Origin of the sequence: Paenibacillus sp. VTT E-133291 (genome assembly GCF_002264395.1) — a bacterium.
Taxonomy (GTDB): domain Bacteria; phylum Bacillota; class Bacilli; order Paenibacillales; family Paenibacillaceae; genus Paenibacillus_AQ; species Paenibacillus_AQ nitricinens.
The window spans coordinates 78,594-101,339 of the sequence record NZ_NFVA01000001.1 but is presented as its reverse complement, the minus strand read 5'-3'; the positions used below and the strand labels follow the sequence as shown (position 1 = coordinate 101,339).

The 22,746-nt window shown below is 43.6% G+C and carries 13 protein-coding genes; 1 reads left to right on the top strand and 12 read right to left on the bottom strand.

The genetic code is table 11. The annotated features are described in order from the left end of the window. Positions 1-5: 5 nt before the first annotated feature. The 7 genes from CA598_RS00425 to CA598_RS00395 all read right to left on the bottom strand — a co-directional run bounded on the left by CA598_RS00425 (position 6) and on the right by CA598_RS00395 (position 13,896). Entirely contained in the window at positions 6-848 is an 843-nt protein-coding gene (locus tag CA598_RS00425; protein WP_094874911.1) for an NAD-dependent epimerase/dehydratase family protein, read from the bottom strand. 38 nt (positions 849-886) lie between these two features. Next, complete coding sequence (locus CA598_RS00420) at positions 887-2,110, bottom strand: enolase C-terminal domain-like protein (RefSeq protein ID WP_094874910.1); 1,224 nt, start codon at positions 2,108-2,110, stop codon at positions 887-889. A 227-nt stretch (positions 2,111-2,337) separates the two neighbouring features. Further along, positions 2,338-8,310 carry an S-layer homology domain-containing protein gene (locus CA598_RS00415; protein WP_094874909.1) on the bottom strand — a complete coding sequence of 1,991 codons (5,973 nt, stop codon included), beginning with the start codon at positions 8,308-8,310 and terminating at the stop codon, positions 2,338-2,340. Positions 8,311-8,397: 87 nt separating this feature from the next. Next, positions 8,398-9,960, bottom strand: coding sequence for an extracellular solute-binding protein (locus tag CA598_RS00410; RefSeq protein WP_094868720.1), 1,563 nt, complete (start codon positions 9,958-9,960; stop codon positions 8,398-8,400). A 53-nt stretch (positions 9,961-10,013) separates the two neighbouring features. Continuing rightward, positions 10,014-10,898 (bottom strand): carbohydrate ABC transporter permease, encoded by an 885-nt coding sequence (locus CA598_RS00405; protein ID WP_094868719.1) that lies wholly within the window; start codon positions 10,896-10,898, stop codon positions 10,014-10,016. A 56-nt stretch (positions 10,899-10,954) separates the two neighbouring features. After that, positions 10,955-11,881: an ABC transporter permease gene (locus CA598_RS00400; RefSeq protein WP_094874908.1), complete on the bottom strand. Its 927-nt coding sequence runs from the start codon at positions 11,879-11,881 to the stop codon at positions 10,955-10,957. Between the two features lie 209 nt (positions 11,882-12,090). Then, the gene (locus tag CA598_RS00395) at positions 12,091-13,896 is read right to left on the bottom strand and encodes a cache domain-containing sensor histidine kinase (protein WP_094874907.1); all 1,806 of its coding nucleotides are present in this window, start codon (positions 13,894-13,896) and stop codon (positions 12,091-12,093) included. A gap of 130 nt (positions 13,897-14,026) precedes the next feature. On the opposite strand from CA598_RS00395, the gene CA598_RS00390 reads away from it, so the two are divergent. Continuing rightward, positions 14,027-16,756: an alpha-mannosidase gene (locus CA598_RS00390; protein ID WP_256990286.1), complete on the top strand. Its 2,730-nt coding sequence runs from the start codon at positions 14,027-14,029 to the stop codon at positions 16,754-16,756. A gap of 61 nt (positions 16,757-16,817) precedes the next feature. Here CA598_RS00390 and CA598_RS00385 read toward each other — a convergent pair whose 3' ends face one another. The 5 genes from CA598_RS00385 to CA598_RS00365 all read right to left on the bottom strand — a co-directional run bounded on the left by CA598_RS00385 (position 16,818) and on the right by CA598_RS00365 (position 22,557). Further along, positions 16,818-18,446, bottom strand: coding sequence for a response regulator transcription factor (locus CA598_RS00385; protein ID WP_094874906.1), 1,629 nt, complete (start codon positions 18,444-18,446; stop codon positions 16,818-16,820). Positions 18,447-18,667: 221 nt separating this feature from the next. Beyond that, positions 18,668-20,146 carry an Lsa family ABC-F type ribosomal protection protein gene (locus CA598_RS00380; RefSeq protein WP_094874905.1) on the bottom strand — a complete coding sequence of 493 codons (1,479 nt, stop codon included), beginning with the start codon at positions 20,144-20,146 and terminating at the stop codon, positions 18,668-18,670. A 316-nt stretch (positions 20,147-20,462) separates the two neighbouring features. After that, positions 20,463-20,963 carry a DinB family protein gene (locus CA598_RS00375; RefSeq protein WP_094868714.1) on the bottom strand — a complete coding sequence of 167 codons (501 nt, stop codon included), beginning with the start codon at positions 20,961-20,963 and terminating at the stop codon, positions 20,463-20,465. Between the two features lie 51 nt (positions 20,964-21,014). Continuing rightward, complete coding sequence (locus CA598_RS00370; protein ID WP_094874904.1) at positions 21,015-21,770, bottom strand: creatininase family protein; 756 nt, start codon at positions 21,768-21,770, stop codon at positions 21,015-21,017. Positions 21,771-22,008: 238 nt separating this feature from the next. Continuing rightward, positions 22,009-22,557 carry a CueP family metal-binding protein gene (locus CA598_RS00365; protein WP_094874903.1) on the bottom strand — a complete coding sequence of 183 codons (549 nt, stop codon included), beginning with the start codon at positions 22,555-22,557 and terminating at the stop codon, positions 22,009-22,011. Positions 22,558-22,746: the final 189 nt, after the last annotated feature.

Genomic DNA, 22,746 nt, shown 5'->3' with positions numbered 1-22,746 from the left:
GGATGCTACTCTAACTCTGTATTAGACCATGAGTATTTTGGTTGCCAAGACAGGAGCTGTTTAGCTAAAGCATTACTAACGATAGCCTCTCTATCTAGGAATGGCTTACGCAAATCTACGACTTCAGGGTAAAAGCTCTTCAGCAGCTCTTCCGTTGTCCGGTCACTTAATGTATCATCTCCAGTGATATTCAGGTGAATGGCTCCATTAAGCTTCGCATCTAAAGCGGCCATACAAGCGCTAACTGCATCGCGAATATCAATATAACTCCATAAAATATGTTTGAATGTCTCCGGTTTGGCTAACGCTAAATGTCGATAATCTCCTGGGCCAGTGATCATTGAGAATCGGAGTGAGGTCACCTGCATACCATTTCTCCGGTGAAACATTTCGGAGGTCAGTTCGTTGACAACCTTGGAGAGACCATAACATTCCTGCGGCAGCTGGGGATGCTCTTCATCTACCGGAAAATAGTGCGGAGAGAATGGTTGTGGAGCCCAGGCAAACCCGTAAGAGGACTCACTTGAGCCCATGACTACTTTTTGAATACCCAAGAGCGAAGCCGCTTCCAGCACATGATACCCAGCCACCGTATTATTCGCATAAATATAAGCGTGTGGATAATGAATCGGAGCAGGTATAGCTGCCAAATGAACGATAGCGTCTACGCCTTCTAGCGATCCCACCACTTGCCCGAAATCATTTAGATCGACTTTAACCTGCTTACAACGGATTCGATCTGACAGATGATTATCTAATGACACGACATTATAATGCTGCTCTTGGAGCATCCCGATCACTTGAGAGCCGAGTTTGCCCCCTCCACCCGTAACTGCAATAGTGTTCATTTCAATATACCTCCTTTATCAGCTTTTTTTCTCTGAATCTAAGGGCGAACCAACGTTCCGTCCGCTTTGCGGTCCAGAGGATAAGGCCGATGATATGAACTAGAATTCCATTGTTCTCTGAGAAGAGATTTAGCCATCACTTCATCGATATCAATACCGAGTCCCGGTTTGTCAGAGGGGTACAGATACCCACGATGTCTGATGATATGACCTGGAAAAGCCTCTAACTCCTTCTCCTTGAAATGATTGATTTCCTGAATGCCGAAATTCCAGACTGCCATATCCAGATGCACTGCAGCGGCCTGGTTCACCGGATCATTCTCGCCACCTTCTTGCCAGGCTGTACGGACGCCGTAGATTTCACCCAGTGCAGCTATTTTACGACATGCGCTGATGCCACCTGCCTTGGAGACTCGTACCCGAATAAAATCAATCAGCTTCTCTTGCATAAGTCCTGTCCATTCCTGCGGATTCACGAATAACTCCCCTACCGCCTGCGGTGTGGCGCTCTGTTGTCGAAGCTGACGGTACCAGCCCATCTGCTCGGGTGCAAGTGCATCCTCTAAATAGAAAAGGCTGTATGGCTCTAAACGTTTTGAAAGTTGGATCGCATGGATAGGTGAAAGATGCTCATGAACATCATGCGTAAACTGAACCCCTAAACCAAATTCCACACGGAGCTTCTCGAACATGTCAGGAATGGTAGTCAGATAAGCATGCTCGTCAAATACAGGACCACTGCTCCAAGGAAAGACTGGGAGGTTCGCTTCCTTTCCGCTAACAAAACCACCGCCTCCGTATCCTCCCATCTGGACGCGGATCACGGTGTATCCTTCTTCTATAAATTTATGAACCTCTTCCTTAAGCTCTGTGATATCGGCACCACCCGCATGGCCATAACAAGGCACCGCCGAACGACAGGCACCGCCCAGTAACTGATAGACTGGCAGCTTCGCTTCCTTGCCTTTGATATCCCACAAGGCCATATCAATGCCACCGATAGCCGTGTTCATAATCGCACCATTTCTCCAATAGCCGCTCATATGCATGAGATGCCAAAGATCTTCAATATTTGCCGGGTCACGACCCACAAGTAGTGGTGCAAGCAGTTGTTCAACCACTTGAACTACAGCCTCGGGATTGTACAAATCTGATGCGGAACCAACTCCGTACAAACCGTCCTGATCCGTCGTTACTTTCACAATAGTCCAGCTTCCATCGTGTCTGGTGCGGATGCATTTTATTCCTGTTATTTTTGCCATGATTTCACCATCCCCTTATGTGTCGCTTCTATTTTAATGCAATCATCGACACTTCCAAACGGGGCGTTATTAAACTTTCCATCCCATTTCTATCCTCTTATTTAATTGTAGAATGGCAGAAAGCAAAAAGCGTCCCAGACTGTCGTTAAACAACAGCTCAGGACGCCTTTTTAATTATCAGAAGCTTTATAATTACTCGGCTTCCTTTGCTATGGCAAATACTGACTTCACTTTAAGTTATAAATCCGATACAGAAGGACTGCGGTTTCCGCACGGGTTAGCTTACCTGAAGGATTCAGATGACTACCACTTCCTTGTAACAAACCTGCCTCTACTAACATGTTCATACTGGTATGCGCGTAACCGGAAATGTGACTCTCATCTTTAAAGCTGCTCAGTTTGACTTCCCCTAGTGGTGTCAGGAGTAACTCTTTGAGTTTCAAAGCTCGAACAATGAAGACGGCTGCATCTTCCCGACTAATGATCGCATCTGGCATAAATCTTCCGGTACCGACTCCGGTTGCAATACCCAGCGCTTTAGCCGTTTCAACTGCCTCAGCATAGTAAGCACTTGGGTTCACATCACTGAACGGTGTTGCTTCTGAGACGCTTAGACCCAATGTATCCACAAGCAGCTTCACAAAGTCGGCCCGTTTTATAGGTGCTGCCGGTTGAAAGGCTGTGTTTGAAACACCTTGTATAATCCCTTTAGCTGCTAATTGCTCTATAGCATCCTGTGCCCACGGTACATTCTCTAAATCTGTGAAGGATAGAGCATTGAACGATACCACATATTGCCCCAGATCCTGCACCTTAAAGACTACAGCACCCTCTTTATATTTTGCACCGGGTACAACCTTTGTCTTCATGTCCTGAAGAATTTGTAAGACGCCTAGACTGGAAGATTTATTGACCTCGCTCGCTGGGAGGTTATAGGGAATCGCCAATGTAAGCAAAGAATTCTTATCACTCCAAGAAACGATTTTGCCACCTGAAACAATTGTAAGTTCTACTGCTGGAAGTTTACCCAGCTTATCCAGAATGTCTTTACTCCATTTCATACGGTCTGCATTTCGCAGATAGAAAGTAACCGTCGTATCGAGATCTTTTCGGATAGATGCCAGTAAGTTGCCCGGCAGGTAAAGAGTACCTGTTGGCAGTACAAGCTCGAGTGTTTGCTCTGCAGTACCACTCGCTACGAATGTTGAAGGCAATTCAATACCATATCCTACAGCCCCATTAACTGCTGTTATCTGAACCGCTACCTGCTTTACTCCATTTTTATCAGTTCTTGCTTGTGCGAATGCTCTGGCAAGCTCTTCCGCTGTGACTACAGCGTTAGCACTTTTCGATAGGGGATCAAGAACTGGTAAGATCTTCACTTCAACAATACCATCGGCTCGTAGAGTGATTGATACGTTATTACTAGGCTTAGGGGTAGCGGATGGAACTGGTGCTGGTGTTTCTGTGCCAGGTCCTGGTGTTGGCTTCACGGGATCTGGATCTGGATCTGGATTTGGTTTACCCGGCACTCCGATAGAAGCCAATCTCGCAACCAATGCAGTCTTCACCCTTCCATCAGGTAATAGGCTTACAAAATTAGCGGCAGTATCTTGTCGTGAGGCATCCTTATGAATCTCCGCTTGAGCAACCTGTGCCGTAGCAGATTGTGCAAGGATCTCTGAATAATCACGATTCAGCAGGATCAGTTCTCCATACAGCGTAGCATCCTTACTGGAGCCAATCCCCTGATTGAACTCCATAAACCCTGAACGCCCTGCTCCATCATTTTCATTGATCAATACCGTAAAACCAATTACATCTGAGGGTGAGAACGTATAACCAGCTTTGTGTAGTTCACTAAACGGAAGCGTCAGTTTATAAGTCGTCTGATGATTCGCCTCGTCACGAGTGATATCCGCCTGAACGTTATTCAGCGCTCCAGTCTGTACGCCCTCTGGTGCTCTCCATCTCCATTTGCTGACATTACCTTGGTTGTTCAAGGCAAAGCCTAATTCACTCACATTTTTACTGGATGAACCGTCCTTCTTGGACAGGTCTATACCAAGCTGTAAACTATCACCTTGCCAAATATCTCCGCCATTCCAGGTCTGTGCATGCACATCATCCTGAACTACAATAGTTGTGTACAAATTCTGTGCATCCCAATTTACATTGGCTTGTGCGCTGAGATCGTCTGTACCCTTCCATTGCCCGCCGACACTGGAATAATGGTCGATACTCGACAATGTGATGGTTGGAGCAACCGCTGATTCCACTCCATGTCGCTCGGCAAATGATTGCGCCAATCGGACAGAGGTTGTGTAAGTATAGCCATCATCCAGTGTAACGCGGTATTTCAGCGTATCACTCGACAAGTAAGGGAGATCCATTTCCAAAGACTGCCCTAAAGCAATTTCTTTGAAGCGGACAGGTTTGAACCTGCCGGCATAAACGGAAGGCTGTAGCAACTCAATGCGCCCACTCAGCGTCTGTTCACTGGTCACATTAGTCACAGTTAGCACGCTGTTTGCTTTTTCCGGTTCGTCAGCATGAAATGGAGTTCTCTTAAGACTTAGTGCAACCGGAACCAGATTGGTGCCAAACACTTTATTTACGGCTTCGTTAACAAATTGCATGCCACCCTTAAAAATATTGTTCGTAATTACAAGTTTATCAATATCAGGTCCAGCATAAACATGCGTAGTACGTGGCTGCTGGAAGTAAGAATTATACAGCGTAGTATCACCACCTAGAGCATTAATCCCCCGCTCTCCGACAGTCGTGAAGTTCGCTTGTTGAATTCGAACCTTTCCAGCATGAACATCGATCGAACGAGTGGTGTCTCCCCACATAGAGGTGTTGAATAACGTCACTTTGGAATCGAAATCTTCGCCGATTACCACATAAACTTTATCAGAGGTGCTCATGGATACGAGCTCGGTATTGATTAGAGACAGTCCCGCAGGCCCAGCACTGTCAATCACCGCCCCTTTTTTACTTCCATCCGTTCCGTGACCGATAACAATTGCTTCAGGACCAAAGCCATTCTGCTCCTCGAAATGAATACCATACATAGAGCCATACACAAATGTGTTAAAGATGGTTTCCTGCTTCACATGTCCGACGCGAAATGCATCCAAATTATCCTTCTGATAGTTCCAGACTTTGTTGAAGTCAGCATCATTGGCCGGGTGATTCGGGTAATTGTTTCTTCCGTAATAATGCGGGTTGAATTGGACATTGCGAACCATGCCTCCCTCTGCTCCACCACCGATGAATATCCCTTCTTTTAGAGGAGAACCGGCAACATAATCAATATAATGTCCACTCGTATCATAGCTGCCAAAGTCGACGCCTTGATAGGAGTTGATCAAGGTAGTATTGATGGCGTACACGCCATGACCTTTCCCTTGGATCGTCCAAGAATAAGGCTTTACAGTGTTCCAATCCTGCTGGTCATAATATACTGACAAGCCTCTGACCCCGGAGGAAGCTTCCAATGTGATCAGTGGTGTTCCTTGCGGATCATTCTCCCCATAATTGGTGAATAGTACCGTTCCGCCACCAATCGTGTGGTGAGGCACATCCCAAGAACCCCGCAGCTCCACTCCACTTGGTATCGTAATTGCCGAATTCACGCGGTAGATCCCAGCCGGTAAGTAAACTGTACCTCCTCCAGCTAGTTTCGCATCATTTAAAGCTTGCTGTAGAATCGGCGAGACATCGCTTTGTCCGCTTTTATCTGCTCCATAAGGCTGATCTGTTATATTGTACATTTCCACAGTTGTAGGTTTCGGTTGTTGAGCCAAATCGAGAGAGGCTACTTCAGGCAACTTCTCCAGATTGTATTTCTCATCCCAATGAATATTCAATTGCGCGGCGTCGCTCTCATTTTGCACCTGCAGCTTACCTTGATACCCAGAATTGATTGCATTCAGTTCTGCTGCAGTTCCTTGTAACAAAACATGATGTGTTGGTTTGGCAAAAGTAGATTGGCCAAGGATAAGTGAACCGGCTTTTGCTGTAATCGCATATCCTCCAGATTGGTCATCCCAATTCTCAAAACTGCTGTTCTCGAAAGAAAGTACACCTGTTCCTTCATTAAGAACTGCTTGATGGGGATTACCACCTACGGTTACTTTATTGAATTGAACGATAGATCGAAAGCCGGTTGTAGCGTGAATTGCTACCGGGTTCTCTCCCGCATCCGCCTTGAAGCTGCTATCAGAGATCAACAAACCATAATCATTGACACCTTCAATTTTGAGTGCGGTCTCACTGTTCTCAATATTGATTTTGTAGAGCTGCGCATTTGCAGTTTCTAGACTGTCGGTTCGATTTGTCATGCGCAGACCTGTCTTGAAGCCGGACAAGAATACATCTGACATGTATTCCCAGTCAGAGCGTCCCATAACAATCCCTTCGGCATGAGCAACAAGATATTCTGTTAACGTATTCTTTTGAGGCGATCCCGCCAGTCCTGAACCAGACCAATAATCTGGAGCTAGACGAAGATGTTCTATGCGTCCGATATCCGTTGTGAAATCAAGGAAAACCCCTGTATTTAAAACAGTGCCATATACATTTTTAATATAATGAAGTTCATTCCAGATCGGTCCGATCTTGATACCCTTATAAGCGTTAACTAAGGTCACGTTCTGAATCGTTGCACTATCGCCCGAAAGCTGTTCAAACGTCCACGGATATCCTGACGGATGTATAGCTGATTGTTCCGGATACCAAACCGATAGATTAGTTACTCCACTGGAAGGAGAAAGCTGAATGAAGCTAGGTGCTTCCTCTTCTCCCTTGCCGCCATAAGCGTCAAGAATGGTCCCCTTCACTTCCTTGTTAACATCATCGGGGCTTATCCAATCCCCGCGGAGCGTAACTCCAGTAGGAATGATTAGACTCCCATTCATCCTGTAATGTCCTTCCGGTGCAAAAACAACGCCACCTCCACGATTGCCTGCTGCATTCAGTGCATCTTGAAAGGCCTGCGTATCATCTTTTATCCCATCCCCTTTAGCGCCAAAATCCTTCACATTACTATCAGCAATAACGACATCCTGTGTTGTGTAATTAGTAGAATATACTTTAGTCTGCGCATCTATTGCTGTTCTCAATGTTTTGTTGACTGTCACTGAGGAGAGATAGAGCTCAGGATTATTGGTTGGAGCCCCTGCTCCACTTACACCAATTCGAAAGTCTGCACCATTCGTGCCATTCGCAAAGTATGCATCGCTTAACTTAAACGTATAGCTTTTCCAGCTATTCGTATTCTTGTAAGTGTACAATGGAGCATCTTTGAATGGGGCTGATTCCGCGTCATACTGCAGCACTATGCTTCCATTGCCGCGATCATAATAATCTACGGTAACGAATACATCTTGCGTTTTATTCTGAAATAAATAGTCATCATTTACATTGAAATAGAAATAGAGAATATTTTGCCCCGGATCACTGGCACTCACGGACTGGTTGGTCTGCCAATAGTCTTTACCATCCAGAATTCCCGTTTGTAATCCCGAAGCAGGTCCATCACCGGGTAATGCCGCAATTCCGTCGGATACCACTTGATTTCCCAGCTTGATGCTAACGCCATTTCGTGAATCCGCTTTCAGCTTCTTTGTAACCGTGACCGCAGCAACCTTTAAATCTCGGTTTGAGGCTGCATCTATCCCTCCACCTTCAACACTAAGCCGCATATCCGTACCGTTAGTTCCATTTGCGAACCGGATATCTTTTAAGGTAAACGTTTTGCTCTTCCAGGTCTTGGAGTCGCCATACTGAAATACTTCTCCATCCTTGAACGCCGCGGAATGCGCATCGTACTGCAGTAGGAACTTTCCATTGCCTTCATCATAATAATCAACGGTAACATCTACATCATAATCATCACTGTTGTACAAGAATTCATCAGCTACATCTAGATAGATGTAGCTAGTTGCCAGATCTTTTCCTGTCTCCCAATAAGTGACCCCTGAAACTGTTCCGGTCTTCAGACCAGCTGGCGAATCTCCAGCTCTAGCAGTAATCCCATTCTCCGTAGGTATTTCTCCAAGACTAATATGCACGGATTCTGACGCGGCCTTCGCTGAGTTTAGTGGAAATTGAATACAGGACACAAAGAGCAGAATCGCTAATATTCGGGATAGCTGTACGCTGAGCTTTGACCGGGATTGATGTATACGCAAGTAACGCACCTCCAAGGATTATTAGTTGTTCATTTCAAAAAAAGAGGAAGCCCGCCGATGAAGGCGGCTTCCCCTTTGCCCTAAACCTTATTTTTTGGCAGCAAGATAAGCGTCTATTTGTTTCTGAGTTTCGGTAATAATTTTATCTAGTCCGTTTTTCTTTTGAGTCTCCACATAATCGGCTACAGCTTTATTAACGTCTTTCACCATCCCGTATTCAATCGGTCTGCTGAGCTCATCGGTGGCTTGATCACGTTTAGCTATTTCATTCTTCATAGCGTCTTCGGCAATAAACAATCCATCGATAGGCGAATTGACATTGTTAGGCTGATTAGCAAAATCGGCTTCCTTTACCCAGAAATCTTTAGCATAGGTTGTAGTTGGGCGCATGAATTGTGGTTTCCAGAATGCCCATTGTCCACCCCACTCCATGTAATTGCTCGTAGAAGACTGCATGCCTTCTGGATAATCCGCTGCTTCACCGTTCAGCTCATAGGTTTTGCCTTCGATACCATATTGCAACAAATCATACAGCGTCTGATCGGTCTCCACCATATCGAGGAAACGCAGAACCCGGTCTGGGTGTTTGGAGTTTACATTGATGGCAACAACATTAGCGAGCGCTGTTCGGTTAACATATTTCTTGTCTGGATACATAAGTGACATTCCTTGTTTATAGTTGGCATCGGAAAAGCCTGGATCTGCGTAAGCCCATTCATGAGAGGTTACCGTAAAGAGCAGTTTACCATTTCTCCATTGGTCCTCTGCACCTTCTTTATCGATCATAGCGTCTCTGTTGATCAGTTTGTCGTCATACCATTTTTTCGCCAAAAGTGAAGCTTCGAGGAAGAACGGCTGTTGTTCAACAGATTGAATAGTAATTTTCGGATCACTCAGATAGAAGCCTAACCCATGGAAGTTGAGATCAACCCATTCATCGCGGATATAATACAAAGATAGTGGTGTAGTACGGGAAAGTTTCTCGTTCGGGTAAGCCTTTTTCAGCTCACGAAGCAGATTGTCGACATCTTCAATCGTTTGAATCGAATCCGGAGCGATGTTAATGCCAGCTTTTTCAGCCAGATCTGAACGCCAGCCGGCAAATTTACGTTCATTCATTTTCATTGTCCATGGAAGTCCTACGATTTGTCCGTTAACCGTTGCAGCTCCTAATGTTCCTTGTTCGAGGTACTTCTTCTCAAGGTTAGGTGCGTACTTTGGAAGCAGATCATTCAAGGCCATGTAAGAGCCTTTCGCCGCCATTTGCTTATAGGAGAGCCAATCTCCATCAAAGTTCATATCCCAGTTGTCCCCGGATGCGGCCATGACTAGCATTTTTTCCTTAAAGTCTCCAAACGGAATGAAATTCACAGAGAACTTTACGTTTAGACCTTTGGATTTCACATAATCGCTGATCTTGGACCAAACCTCGTCTGTGGCAGCTTTTTTATCCCCACCAAAATAGAATTTGAGTGTAACCTCATCTTCACCTTTCGCGGTTTCTGTGTTAGTGCTAGTGTTGTTGTCTTTACTTTGATTTCCATCATTGGACGACGTATTTCCACCACTTGAGCTACATGCGGACATAATCAGTCCTAGCAATAGCGTTGCTATCAGGACGATCTGAAATCTACCCATGCGTTTGCGCATCCTAATCTCCCCTTATACCTTTAATTTATACTATACGACATTCGTCGACATAGTTAACCTTTAACTGCTCCAACCATAAGTCCTTTAACAAAATAACGCTGCAGAAATGGATACAAGAAAATGATAGGTCCGATAGTTATGACCGTCAGCGCCATTTTGATAGACTCGGAAGGAATCTGAGCAGAAATTCGCTGCATCGCAGCCGCATTTCCGGAGTTCTTCAAGAAATCGACATTGGAGATCAGTGTGCGTAGCAGCAATTGTAGTGGCTGAAGTTCCTGTTTATCTACGAACATTAACCCGAGGAACCAGTCGTTCCAATATCCGAGAGCTACGAACAGCCCAACGGTCGCTAGAACCGGTAGAGCAAGTGGCATGATCAGTCTAGAATAGATTCTGAATTCACCCGCACCGTCCATTTTTGCCGATTCATGCAAATCCTCAGGAATGGAGAGCATAAAGTTTCGAATAAGAAACATGTTGAAGGCATTGCCCAGCGAAGGAAGAATAAGTGCCCATATCGTATCTTTCAAATGCAGATATCTGACAATGACGATATACCAAGGCACTAACCCCCCACTGAAGAGCATGGTGATGATGACAAAGATGGATAGAATATTCCTATATTTAAAAGAACGTCTTGCCATTACGTAAGCACCCATGCTAGTCAAGAAGAGTGACAAAGCAGTTCCGACAACAGTGACGAATGTGCTGACTCCGTACGCCTCAAAAATCCGATTGGAGCCAAGAAGCAAAATACGATAGGAATCAAACGTTATCGTCTTGGGCCAAATAGAATAGCCGTACTGCATAATATCTTTTTCTGTGCTCAGTGAGCCTGCGATGACCATGAGGAACGGAAACAGGCAGGCCAGACTGAATAGACCGATTACCAGAGCAATTAAAAACTGGCTGAGAGAAAATTTTCTTGCTAACATTGTGTCGGATGACCTCCTTAGAATTGAATCTGTCTATACTTCGGGACAACTGACCTTTAGAATATCGCTGAGTCTTTGTCGATCTTCCGTGCGGCATAGTTACTGCTAAGTACTAAGAAGAAAGCAACAAAGGACTGTAGGAAGCCCGCAGCGGAAGCCATTCCAATATCACCCGATTTCCGTAAGCTCCGATAGACGAAGGTGTCAATAACATCTGTGGTTGGGAAGAGCAGCGAAGCGTCTCCTACCATGGCATAGAACATCCCGAAATCTGCATTCATAATTCTTCCAACCGCCAGTAATGTCAGGATAATAATTGTTGGTCGCAGCATCGGAATACTAATGTATCTAATTTGCTGCCATCTCGACGCTCCATCAATGGAAGCAGCTTCATAATAGGAACTGTCAATAGAGGTTAGCGCGGCCAAATAGATAATTGTGCCATAACCAGTGATTTTCCAGCGGGCAGCAATGGTTAAGATCGCCGGCCATAATTCATCCCGACTATAGAAGTCAATCGGTTGTAGATGTAGGTACTCCAGGAAGCGATTAATTGCTCCAGTCTCATAATTCATCAGATTATAAGCGAATACACCTACGACAATCCATGAGATAAAGAAAGGTAAAAAGGTTAAGGATTGCGTAATTCTTTTGAAATACTTATTGCGCATTTCATTCAGCAGTAGTGCAAACCCTACTTCAAATACGAGCCCTACTACTATGAAAAGAGCATTCAGGAGAATCGTGTTTCGAATGGCTCGAAAAGCCACCGGAGAAGAGAATACATAGTCAAAGTTGCTGAATAGCGGGTCCATCCATTCACTTCCGAAAATTCCTTTGGAGAAATCAAAATTTTTGAAGGCGATTACAAGACCAGCCAGCGGTAGATAGTTAAAGAGCAAGAACAGTACCCCGACGGGTAAGAACATGAGCAGCAAGGTGCGATTTTTGTACAGTTCCTTGAACACTCCGTTTAGTTTCATATCGATTTCCCTTTCGCTGTTTGGATAATTTAATTGTAAAAGAGTGGATATGCACTTACTATGAGTCAATCTTGCACTTTGTTGATTCATTTTTATCCTGATCACCGAGATACGTGATCAACAGTCTAAAAATAAAAGTAGCGATTCTCCGAGAAGGGAGAATCGCTACTTTATAAGATTTTAACGATTTAATAGGTCTAGCTACTCGATTAATGGGTATCATCTGTTTTGGACAGTTCTTCGCCTACCTTCATGGGATGGCGCAACAAAATACGGGTTCCCCCTTCTGTACCGATCTGAATCTGGAGCTTATACTCAGACCCAAAATACAGCTTCAAACGGTCATTCACATTTCTTAACCCTACACCTCGACGAGTTGTTGTATACATTTCCTCCTCCGCATCATCATGATCCAATTCATCAATGATACTCTGTGGAATGCCCTTTCCGTTATCTGCAATCTCGATGATCATATCTTCCTCTTCACGCCTAGCAGACACAATGATCTTCCCCTTCTCAAAGTCACTCCGCACACTATGTTGGATCGCATTCTCTACAAGTGGTTGTAGCAGCAAGCGAAGGAATGGAAAATCTAGCAAATCTTCATCTAAGGAATATAATATACGGATCGTTTTGCCCATACGGCCCTGCTCGATGAGCACATAAGCTTTCACTTGCTCTATCTCACGCCGCAGTGTAGTGATCTCCTTCCCTTGATTCAAACTCAACCGCAGGAGATTCCCAAGTGCAGATACCATTTCACTAATATCGCTGCGCCCGTGGTTCTCTGCCTTCCAGCGAATTGATTCAAGTGTATTATAGAGAAAATGTGGGTTGATCTGATGGCTCAGAACCTGAAACTCCAGTGCCTTTTTCTTTCGCTCGGAACGCCAAGCTTCTTGGATCAATACATCAATTCGTTGAACAAGGCTGCCAACCCCTCGATATAACCAGCCTACTTCATCTCTTCTTGGCGAAGTTAACGCTTCTGTTTGGAAATTCCCCTCCTCCATTCTCCGCATCAGCCTTACCAGACGTGCGATAGGTTGAGTGAAATACACTGTAATGTAGAAGACAACGGCAAAACAGCAGATGAGATAAATAATCAAGAAGATGATCAGCAAACGAGTCATTTCGTCACTTGATCCAGACAGTTCTTTCAATAACGTCAGACTGACAATCGCCCAAGGCTCACTGTCCAAGCTGACATAAGTAGTAAGATACTTGTGCCCGTCAATCTTAAGCGTCTGTGAGCCCTGCGAGTTCTGTTGAAGATGGGAGACGAATGAATTCGAAGGGAATTGGTTGCCTGCCCATTCATTGGAGGAGGAGTCATAATAAATGGTGCCATCCCGATTCATCAGCAGCAGCTTCTGATTTTTCAATTGCTCGGTGGGTGAGAAATAACGCTTCAAATGATCCTCTGAAATTTCTGTCACGACCATACCTCTGGGCTTCCGATCAAAGAGACCTGTAAAGCGCTTGATATACCCTAATAAAGGACGACCATATTTGCCTTGCTGTGGCATAAATAATTCCCACATTGGACCTACAGTTCCTTGTGACCGTTTAAACCATTCCTCTGACGTAATATTCGCCGCTTCTCCCAATGTATTCATATAAGAAGGATAAAGCGAAGGATTTATCGGATAGACCCGCACTCGGAAGGCATCGATTTGTGGAGTAGCCTGATAGAGTACAGTAAGCAGATTAACAGTGAAGTCCTCTTCTTCAGCAGGATTAGCTGGTGGAGCAATCAGTAGATCTTGTACTCGTTTGTTGCCGATTAGAGTATTGACCTGGTCATTAAGTGTATTCAGATAAATCTCAAAATTTTTGGTTGCTTGCTGGAGATAGCTCAGTGAAATCTTCGTATTCGTGTTTGTGATACCCTCAATAGACTTGATATGTGCAAAGTAAGCGAAAATAAGAAACGGCACAATAATGATCATTAAAAATACCAATATTATACGGTTCCTTAACGATGCGCCCAAACGCAGAGTGAACCGATTCATAACATTTCCTCCTTCCAGGCATATCGACAATAATCCCCGCGAAAATTTGCAATTCACTCATTGTGGTAAAAAATGCATTTACTATAATTAGGCTGTAGCGTTCATCATCTAATGGAAAAGAGGAAACGTATTGACTGGAGCTAGCAAAACCGTTGTACATGTCATTTCTCACACTCACTGGGATAGGGAATGGTATATGCCCTATGAAGCCCATCACGTTAAGCTTATTGAAACTATAGATTCCTTGATCGACACATTTGAATCCGACCCGGATTTTAAAAGCTTCTATTTAGATGGACAAACCATTGTAGTGGAGGATTATTTGCAGGTTTATCCGGAGAAGCGTGAAATGATCCAAAAACTGTGCGATGATGGCAAGCTCTCCCTCGGGCCATGGTACATTCTTCAAGACGAATTCCTAACGAGCGGTGAAGCGAATGTTCGCAACCTGCAAATCGGACATCGTGATGCAAGGACATTCGGTCCCATCTCTAAGATCGGCTACTTCCCCGATTCTTTTGGCAATATGGGTCAAGCTGCGCAGATTCTTCAGCAAGCTGGTATCGATACGGCCGTCTTCGGCAGAGGGGTAAAAGCCACGGGTTTCAACAATCGTGTGGAAGAAACCTCTGACCAAGAATCTCCTTACTCTGAACTGATCTGGCAATCCCCTGATGGCTCCAAAGTGCTTGGTATTCTCTTTGCGAATTGGTACAACAACGGCATGGAAATTCCTGTAGATCCTGACACAGCTAAAAGCTACTGGAATCATCGTCTTGCACGTGCCAGACAATACGCCTCCACCCGGCACTTACTGCTCATGAACGGCTGTGATCACCAGCCCATCCAAACCGATCTTTCTGAAGCTTTACGGGTTGCGCGTGATTTATATCCAGACTGCGAATTCATTCATTCTAATTATGATGATTATGTAAAAGCCATTAAAGAGGAACTTCCCGATGACTTAACCCTAACTACAGGAGAGCTTCGCGGGCAACATACAGATGGCTGGTACTCCCTAGTGAATACTGCTTCAGCGAGGATATACATCAAGCAGCTTAACCAACAGAACCAGACGTTGCTTGAAAAAATAGCTGAGCCACTAGCCGCACTCGCACACGGATTAGGCAAACCTTATCCCCATGGTCTACTGCAATATGCCTGGAAGACTCTCATGCAGAACCATCCGCATGACAGCATTTGCGGCTGCAGCGTAGATGAGGTCTACCATGAGATGAAGACTCGGTTTGCAAAAAGCATGGAGGTCGGTTCAGCTCTCATAACTGACAGCACCAGATTCATTAGTGCTAAGGTCGACACCTCTATCTTCGCATCATTTGGAGAAGACGCCATTCCGTTCGTAGTTTATAATACTAGCGGCTATTCTAGCAGCAGTGTAGTGACCTTGGAAATTGAGTGGTCTCACCGTTTCTTCAATCAAAGTGAAGACCCAAGTGCCATATTCAAGCAAGTCAGGGACAGAACGCATGGCGAGGGCTACCTGGTCAACTCCCAAGGTGATCGATTAGACTGCACTGTTGAAGATCTGGGAGTACGCTTCGGTTACGAGCTGCCAAAAGATAAATTCAGACAGCCTTATATGGCCCGTGCATTACGGCTAACCTTTGAGACAAAATCGCTTCCTGCCCTTGGACTGGCAACTTTTTCTTGGATTCCCACAAAGAATTCAGCGATACCAAAGACTTTATCAGGTACTATGATCACCGAAGACTTCACTATAGAGAATGAATATCTTCGAATCCGCGTGGCAGAAGATGGAAGCTTCTCTATGTTCGATAAAACCAGTGAACAGCTATACAGCGGTCTGGGTGTATACGAGGATGTCGGTGACATAGGTAATGAATACATTTTCAAACAACCCGAAGGTGATGTGGCCATAACTACACGCGACATCCCTGCGGAGATTCACCTATCGGAGAATACCCCTTACAGAGCTGCTTTTGAAATCAGACATACCCTAGAAGTTCCGGTCTCAGCCGATGAACAGCTTCAGCAGGAAGTAGAAACCATGGTTGAGTTCCGGCAGCGGAAGTCAGTCCGGTCACAGCAGCTTGTCACTCTGAATATTGTGACCTGCATCAGTCTGGAGCGTGAAGGTCATTCCTTGCAAGTGCATACTCGTATCGACAATACTGCAAAGGATCATCGTCTCCGTGTTCTGCTACCATCTGGGGTTAAGGCAGCGCACCATTATGCCGATTCTGTCTTTGAAGTCGCCGAGCGCAAGACTGTACCTGCACCTGAATGGGAGAACCCAAGCAACTGCCAGCATATGCAGTCGTTTGTGGATGTACATGCTAATGAACGCGGCTTGACTGCATCTGGTAAAGGTCTGAACGAGTATGAAGTGTTGCAGGATGAAGAAGGTACTATTGCCCTAACACTCCTTCGTTCGATAGGAGAGCTTGGCGACTGGGGCGTCTTCCATACTCCTGACGCTCAGTGCCTTGGCGTTAATGTAGCAGAGTGGAGCCTTATCCCGCATAGCGGAGGTGACAACCGCTTCGCGGCCTACCGTGAAGCCTACCGTTTTGCTGTTCCCGTCGCTACTGCTCAGACAGGGATTCATGAAGGAACACTTCCTCCTGTGCACAGTTTTCTTGCATGGGAAGGTAAAGAAATAGCTTTTTCCAGCTTAAAAATCAATGAAGATAATGGAGATCTAATGGCACGCTGGTACAATCTCGCTGACACACCCTCCGATCTAAGTATTCATTCCCATGTGAATGCCAATCTGTACCTCAGCAACATTCTGGAGGAGAAAACATCCGTCGTTCAGTCACAACCACTTCCGGTAAGTAAGGCAGGGATTGTAACCATAGGGATCACGAATTCTTAAGTCTTAACACTCGTAAATATCCAGGCAACCCGATTCTACTGAACCGAGTCGCCTGGATTCTTTATTCTTCAGCAATTCCAAGCTGTCTTCTGAAATCCTTAGGTGTGCAGCCTACCTGTTTCTTGAAAAGCTTTGAGAAATGCACCGGGTCTTTGTAGCCGACCTGATAGGAAATTTGATAAATTTTAAACTGCACATCGTATAGCATTTCTTTTGCCTTTTTAATACGAATATCTGTTAAGTATTCGAGAAAGGTCATATGCAGTTCTTTCTTAAATAACTTACTAAGCCAAACCGGAGTTACGTGAACCGCAGAAGCTACAATTTGCAGCGTTAGGCTTTCAGCATAATCACGGTGTAAAATCTTCTCAGCTTCGCTAACAATTTGGCTGGGTGTATGCGAAAGCTTTCGAAAGTCGGCAGCAATCTCATGCAGAAAGATCTCTGTTTGTTCACGAAGCGCCTGCAGAGTATCGTATTGCTCCAACAGCTCCCAAACTGCGATAGGATTATTTTTCCAACTCTTAAGAACGGTTCCCTCCGCTCCCCGCCGGAACACTTCGAACAGCCATTCAAAAATTTTCTGCTGGATATCCCTTAGTTGTGTAAGATGCCAAGACTGTATCATCTCTATGAAGTTATCCATCGCTTTTGTTATATCATCATCCGAACCATATCGAACCAAATCAAGCATTTCTTCCGGGTTCTGAAGTGACAAGTTATCACTCTCACCGTCGTAAAATAGTCCTTGCTCAGTGAATAATCTGTTACCCCCATAAACCGCCTTTTGCTCCATTACACTTACAGCCTCAATATACATATGGTGCAAGTTTCTTGTATTGCCCGGTTTAGTCAGCATTCCTGCACTAGCAGTGATTTTGACAAAATCATTGATTCTTTGAATGAAGAGCTGTGCCATGCCCTGTGCGATATCCGAATGCTCCTGCGAAAGGGTCCCCAGCACAATAATCCAGCGGTTATAACGGTCCTTATAGAGAGCAGAAGGATGGGCGTATTCCTCTTCAAGCGTCTGATGTAACACATTACTAATCCCGAATAGAATCAGTTCCTTCTCATGCGGATTTTTATTCTCTATCGCTTTTAAATTATCAGCCTCAACGACAATCAACATCGTGGGCTCCTTTAGCATCCATTCAAGCTCCAATGTTTGAAGACGGTGGTATCTACGCATTTCAAGATTAGGGTCATAAACCTGCTCAATCATTTCCTTTAATAATTCCTCGCGCATTGTAGAGATGGCGAAGACCGCCTGATTCTTAAGCATTTGCCGGTTCCGATGATCCATCTCCTTTTTATTGATGTTCTCTATCGATTTATCTACCATTTTACCTAGTTCATCCAAATTAATTGGTTTCAAAATATAATCGCATACCCCTATTTTCATGGCCTGCTTGACCAGTTCAAAATCATCATAACCACTTACAATAATCTTCTCAGGCTTATACTCCTCTTCGGCAGATAAGGCGCTAAGGAATTCCAGACCAGACATGCGGTTCATCTTGATATCTGTAATAATCAGAGCGGGCCTGATCTCAAGTGCCGTACGTAAAGCCACATCACCATCATCCGCAACAAGAACCTCTGTAATATTGTAATTCTCCCAATGAAAGCGATTCCGTAATCCTTCACGAATCTCATATTCATCATCCACTATAAGTACACTAAGCATCTGATCTCCCTCCTGACTCACTTGGATGTACAACAATTTCTTTTGGAAATTATAGTCTTTAGTTTCATAGTACTCGACACGAGTTAGGATTGCACGGAGGTAATCCATAACTTTTATAGGGGGATATTAACTTGCTTTTTTAAATGCGCAGCGTTTGTAAAATAATACAAAAAAGCCGACAGATAAACTCTGTCGACTTCCCCTTCATTTCTTCATTTGTATTAAAGTTCAACGATCTTCGTAGCAACATTGTTGCAAAATTCCCGATCATGCTCCACAAAAACAAGAGTCGGCGTGTATTCAAGCAACAGTTCTTCAATTTGCATCCGTGAAATGACATCAATAAAATTAAGCGGTTCATCCCAAATGTACAAATGAGCTTTCTCACTAAGACTTTTGGCAATCAGTACTTTTTTCTTTTGACCACCGCTGTAAGTGGATATGTCTTTATCAAATTGGATTCTAGAAAAATCAAGCTTTCGTAGAATAGATTTAAACAGACTTTCATCGATTCCATTCTCTCTGGCATAATCCGTTAAATTCCCCTGAAGATTAGAAGTGTCTTGGGATACGTAAGAAATGGTAAGCTGATTATCCTTTATGAGAGTGCCTGTGAAATCTATATCCTCGTCACACATCAATTTGATGATACTTGATTTTCCTGAGCCGTTTTTACCCGAAAGCGCAATCCGCTCACCCTGCTCGATAGTGAAGCTTACATCTGAACATACCCTTTTTCCACCATAAAAAATCGAAATATGGTCTAGCTCAGCAAGTTGACGTTTATGATAGGCAAGCTGTGTAATCTCTAAATTCTCATAATTTTCGATATTTTTAAGAAGCTTAGACTTTTCATTGATCGCAGAATTTTGTCTTTGCTCAATGGCTTTAGAGCGTTTCATCATTTTAGCGGCCTTGTGTCCAATGTAGCCTTTATCTACCTTTGAGCCGGAATTTCTCGTTCCGTTTTTTGTTTTTTCCACTTCATGTGACCAGTTGCCTGTCCGTTTAGAAGAAGCAGACAAGCGTTTAATATCTCTTCTGAGTTTCTCGTCCTCTGCTAGCTCAAAGTTATCTTGTCTGACTTTATTATCCCACCAGCTTGAAAAATTTCCTTTTTGGATCTCAATATTAGTCTTATTTATGGATAAAATATGGTCTACACAATTATCAAGAAAAGATCTGTCGTGAGAGACCAGAATATATCCACTTTTCGTATTGAGATAATCACTGACCAGTTTTCTAGCCGTCATATCTAAATGATTGGTAGGTTCATCGATCAACAGGAAGCTATTTTCTTTAATGAAGAGAGTGGCTAACAGCACTTTCGTCTGCTCTCCGTTAGACAATGAGTCAAAGGGCCGATATAACACATCTTCAGACACCTTTAACAATGAAAGCTCACGCAGTAATTTCCAATGAACATAATCCGGAAAAATCTCACTGATCACATCCAGGGTATTAAGCTCCTTGTTATCCACTTGGAAAGGGAAATATTCAAAACTGACATGCGCAGAGATATTTCCGCTGTATTCATATTTTCCTAGTAATAAACTCAAAAAGGTGGTCTTTCCTCTACCGTTTCTTCCGGTAAATCCTAATTTCCAATCCGTATCGATTTGAAAGTTAACATTCTCAAAGATGTTATCGTAGCTGCCTTCATAGGCAAAGGTTAGATTGGTAACATTTATTAATGACATATAAGTATCCTCCTGTATAAAAAAATAAAAGCCACAAGAAAGTTACTTTCTTGTGACTCAAATAAATACAGCAAATCTAGCCCCTAATGGAGTTAGATAAGGATATATTGTTCGAGTGAAAAGAAGTAGTAACTTTCTTGCATACAAAAAATAAAACAAACGAAATAAACCGTTTTTGTTGTTTTATTCATCATGTGTCGCAAGAATAATTACTACACTATACTTTTCAACTCCGATCATTAATTTGTATCCATGTTATCATGCCGATTTGTTTTTTTCAACTTTCCGATCCTTAACGCATTAAGAAATTCATTCGTTAGGCGTTCGCTAATTCATCTGCCGAGGGGCCGTAAAGGCCCGGAACTGGGATATTTAGAAGCCGGAAATATACCCCAAGCTGTGCCCGGTGGTGAATCATGTGATTCAATCCGATGGTACGAAGCGCGACTGCCCGTGTCTGACGGCGGATAACCGCTGTGCCATTACGCAGTGTCCACTCCTCACCAAGTGTCTCTACATTGCTATCAGCTATTAATTTTTCGATCTCGTGAGCTCTCATGTCGAACTCTTGCAGAACTGCGGCTGGGCTCTCCAGCGCTTCTCGACGATATGATACAGATGCTAAATCAAACTCCGAGTGAAGAAGAATGGCTGATTGCCAGTTTAGCAGATTGACGAGATGTGTGGATAGCCCACCGAGACTCATTGACTTTTCGTGTGGTTTCCATGTCATATGCTCCTGCGTCAGCTTCTCCAGCATACGACGCGTACCTGCTAACTCCTGCAAGACATCCCCAATGATCAGATCTTTATCCATTCCTCTATCTCCTCTCAAAAATGAAGTACCCACTAAGTTTATCATAGAGCATCACCCTTGAGTTTTTCGACGATACCCTTCTTCAAGGATTTCTCGTAAGCCTTGAGTTCTTTTTTGAATGAATGTATTCCAAAATACTTTACCTTTTTCAGCTAGTTCTTCGTTAGTATAATTTCCTTCTTCAAACTTTCCCCAACAACCATCCTGTGTTAACTTTTCCCATCCTAAATAATCTGCATACATCCGGTTTTCTGAAGGGATATCTGAGCCCATTGAATTGATCTTAACCAACTCAGGACAGAGCCACATAGCAGTACAAACGGATAATAATCCTCCATGCATCTCATTTAAATTTTCTAAGCCTGCCGCTTCAACGGCCTCTTCCCATGCATTATGATTATTATGATTTGCGGTAATTAAAATAATCTGAGGGTACTTATAGTTGATTTGTTTAACAAATGCTCCCTCCCAATAGGATCCACCATGTCCTGTACATACCAAGAACTTTCTAAAGCCTTGTCTTATTAAATTACAAATAATTTCTTCTAACATGGTTGTTAAAATAATTGGACTTACTGTAACCGTTCCTTTGAAATTCGCATGTTCTTCAGAGGTATTGAACGGTAAAGTAGGTAACACGTAAGCATTTAATTCTCTCCCGTAAGCATCTGCATATAACTCTGCAATAAGCGTATCCAAATGCATAGGTAAACTGGGTCCAAATTGCTCCGTTGCCCCTACTGATAGAACAACTGTATCAATCCCACTATTAGATAATTCCAATGTTGTATTCTTAAAACTAAGCATAATAGCACTCCCTATAAAAGCTCGAATCTTGATATCCATCAGATTATACCATTTCCAAGACGTGGAAAATAACTATAAATAAACTATACCTGAAAACCTATATATTCTTGCAGAAGCATAAAAAAAACTCCCATAAATTGAACCTATTAGATCAAGGTTTCATGAAATGGAAGGATTATAAACGGCAGGCCTGATATGGAATTTTTAGAGAAAGTAGCGACTTCGCTGTCTCTGGTGTTTAGATACTCTCTACTAATAGCATGGTCGTTACACATGTATTATCACTCTTAAAAGTGGAAAGTGCGGCTTTCGCTTTTACACCATCCTGTTCAATCGTTACATTATATTTCTTATCGCGAGGTAACCAAAGATCAATGAAGCCGTTAGATTGAGACTGTATAGTTTGATCCACAATCACGTTGCCCTCAGTGTCCTCGACATATACATTAAACGCTTGTTCTGTTAATTCCCCTTGGCATCCAGTCAAGCTATGTGTTGCACACGGGTGTGTATTCTTAACATATGGTGCGATGGAAACAAAAAACTCATCTTTGGGCAAGTCATATTTGGTTGATTTATTGTTGCTGTCGGTCACAATGAGCTGCTCTGAAGTGATGGAAGCAGAGAGGTCTTTCATGCTGCTTGAGCTATATTGCTGCACCAATTGCTTAACGTTAGCTGTATCGGTTGCTGCAGGAGATTTATTATCGTTTCCCCCCATAAATAAAACTGCCCCTAAAACAACTACAACTACTGCACCAGAAGCCATCCAGATTTTTGTTCTCATTAATATTCAACCCCTTCTCTTCGATTCAATCATTCTCATAACACCAATAGTTCACATATGTTTCCTATTATATCATTATTACATTAACATGAGATCTGACAGAAGCCACGTTATAATAGTGAATTTTCACGAAACCTTTATCATTGATATTAACGATGCACAAAAAAGGCCTCTTCTGGTTATTCACCA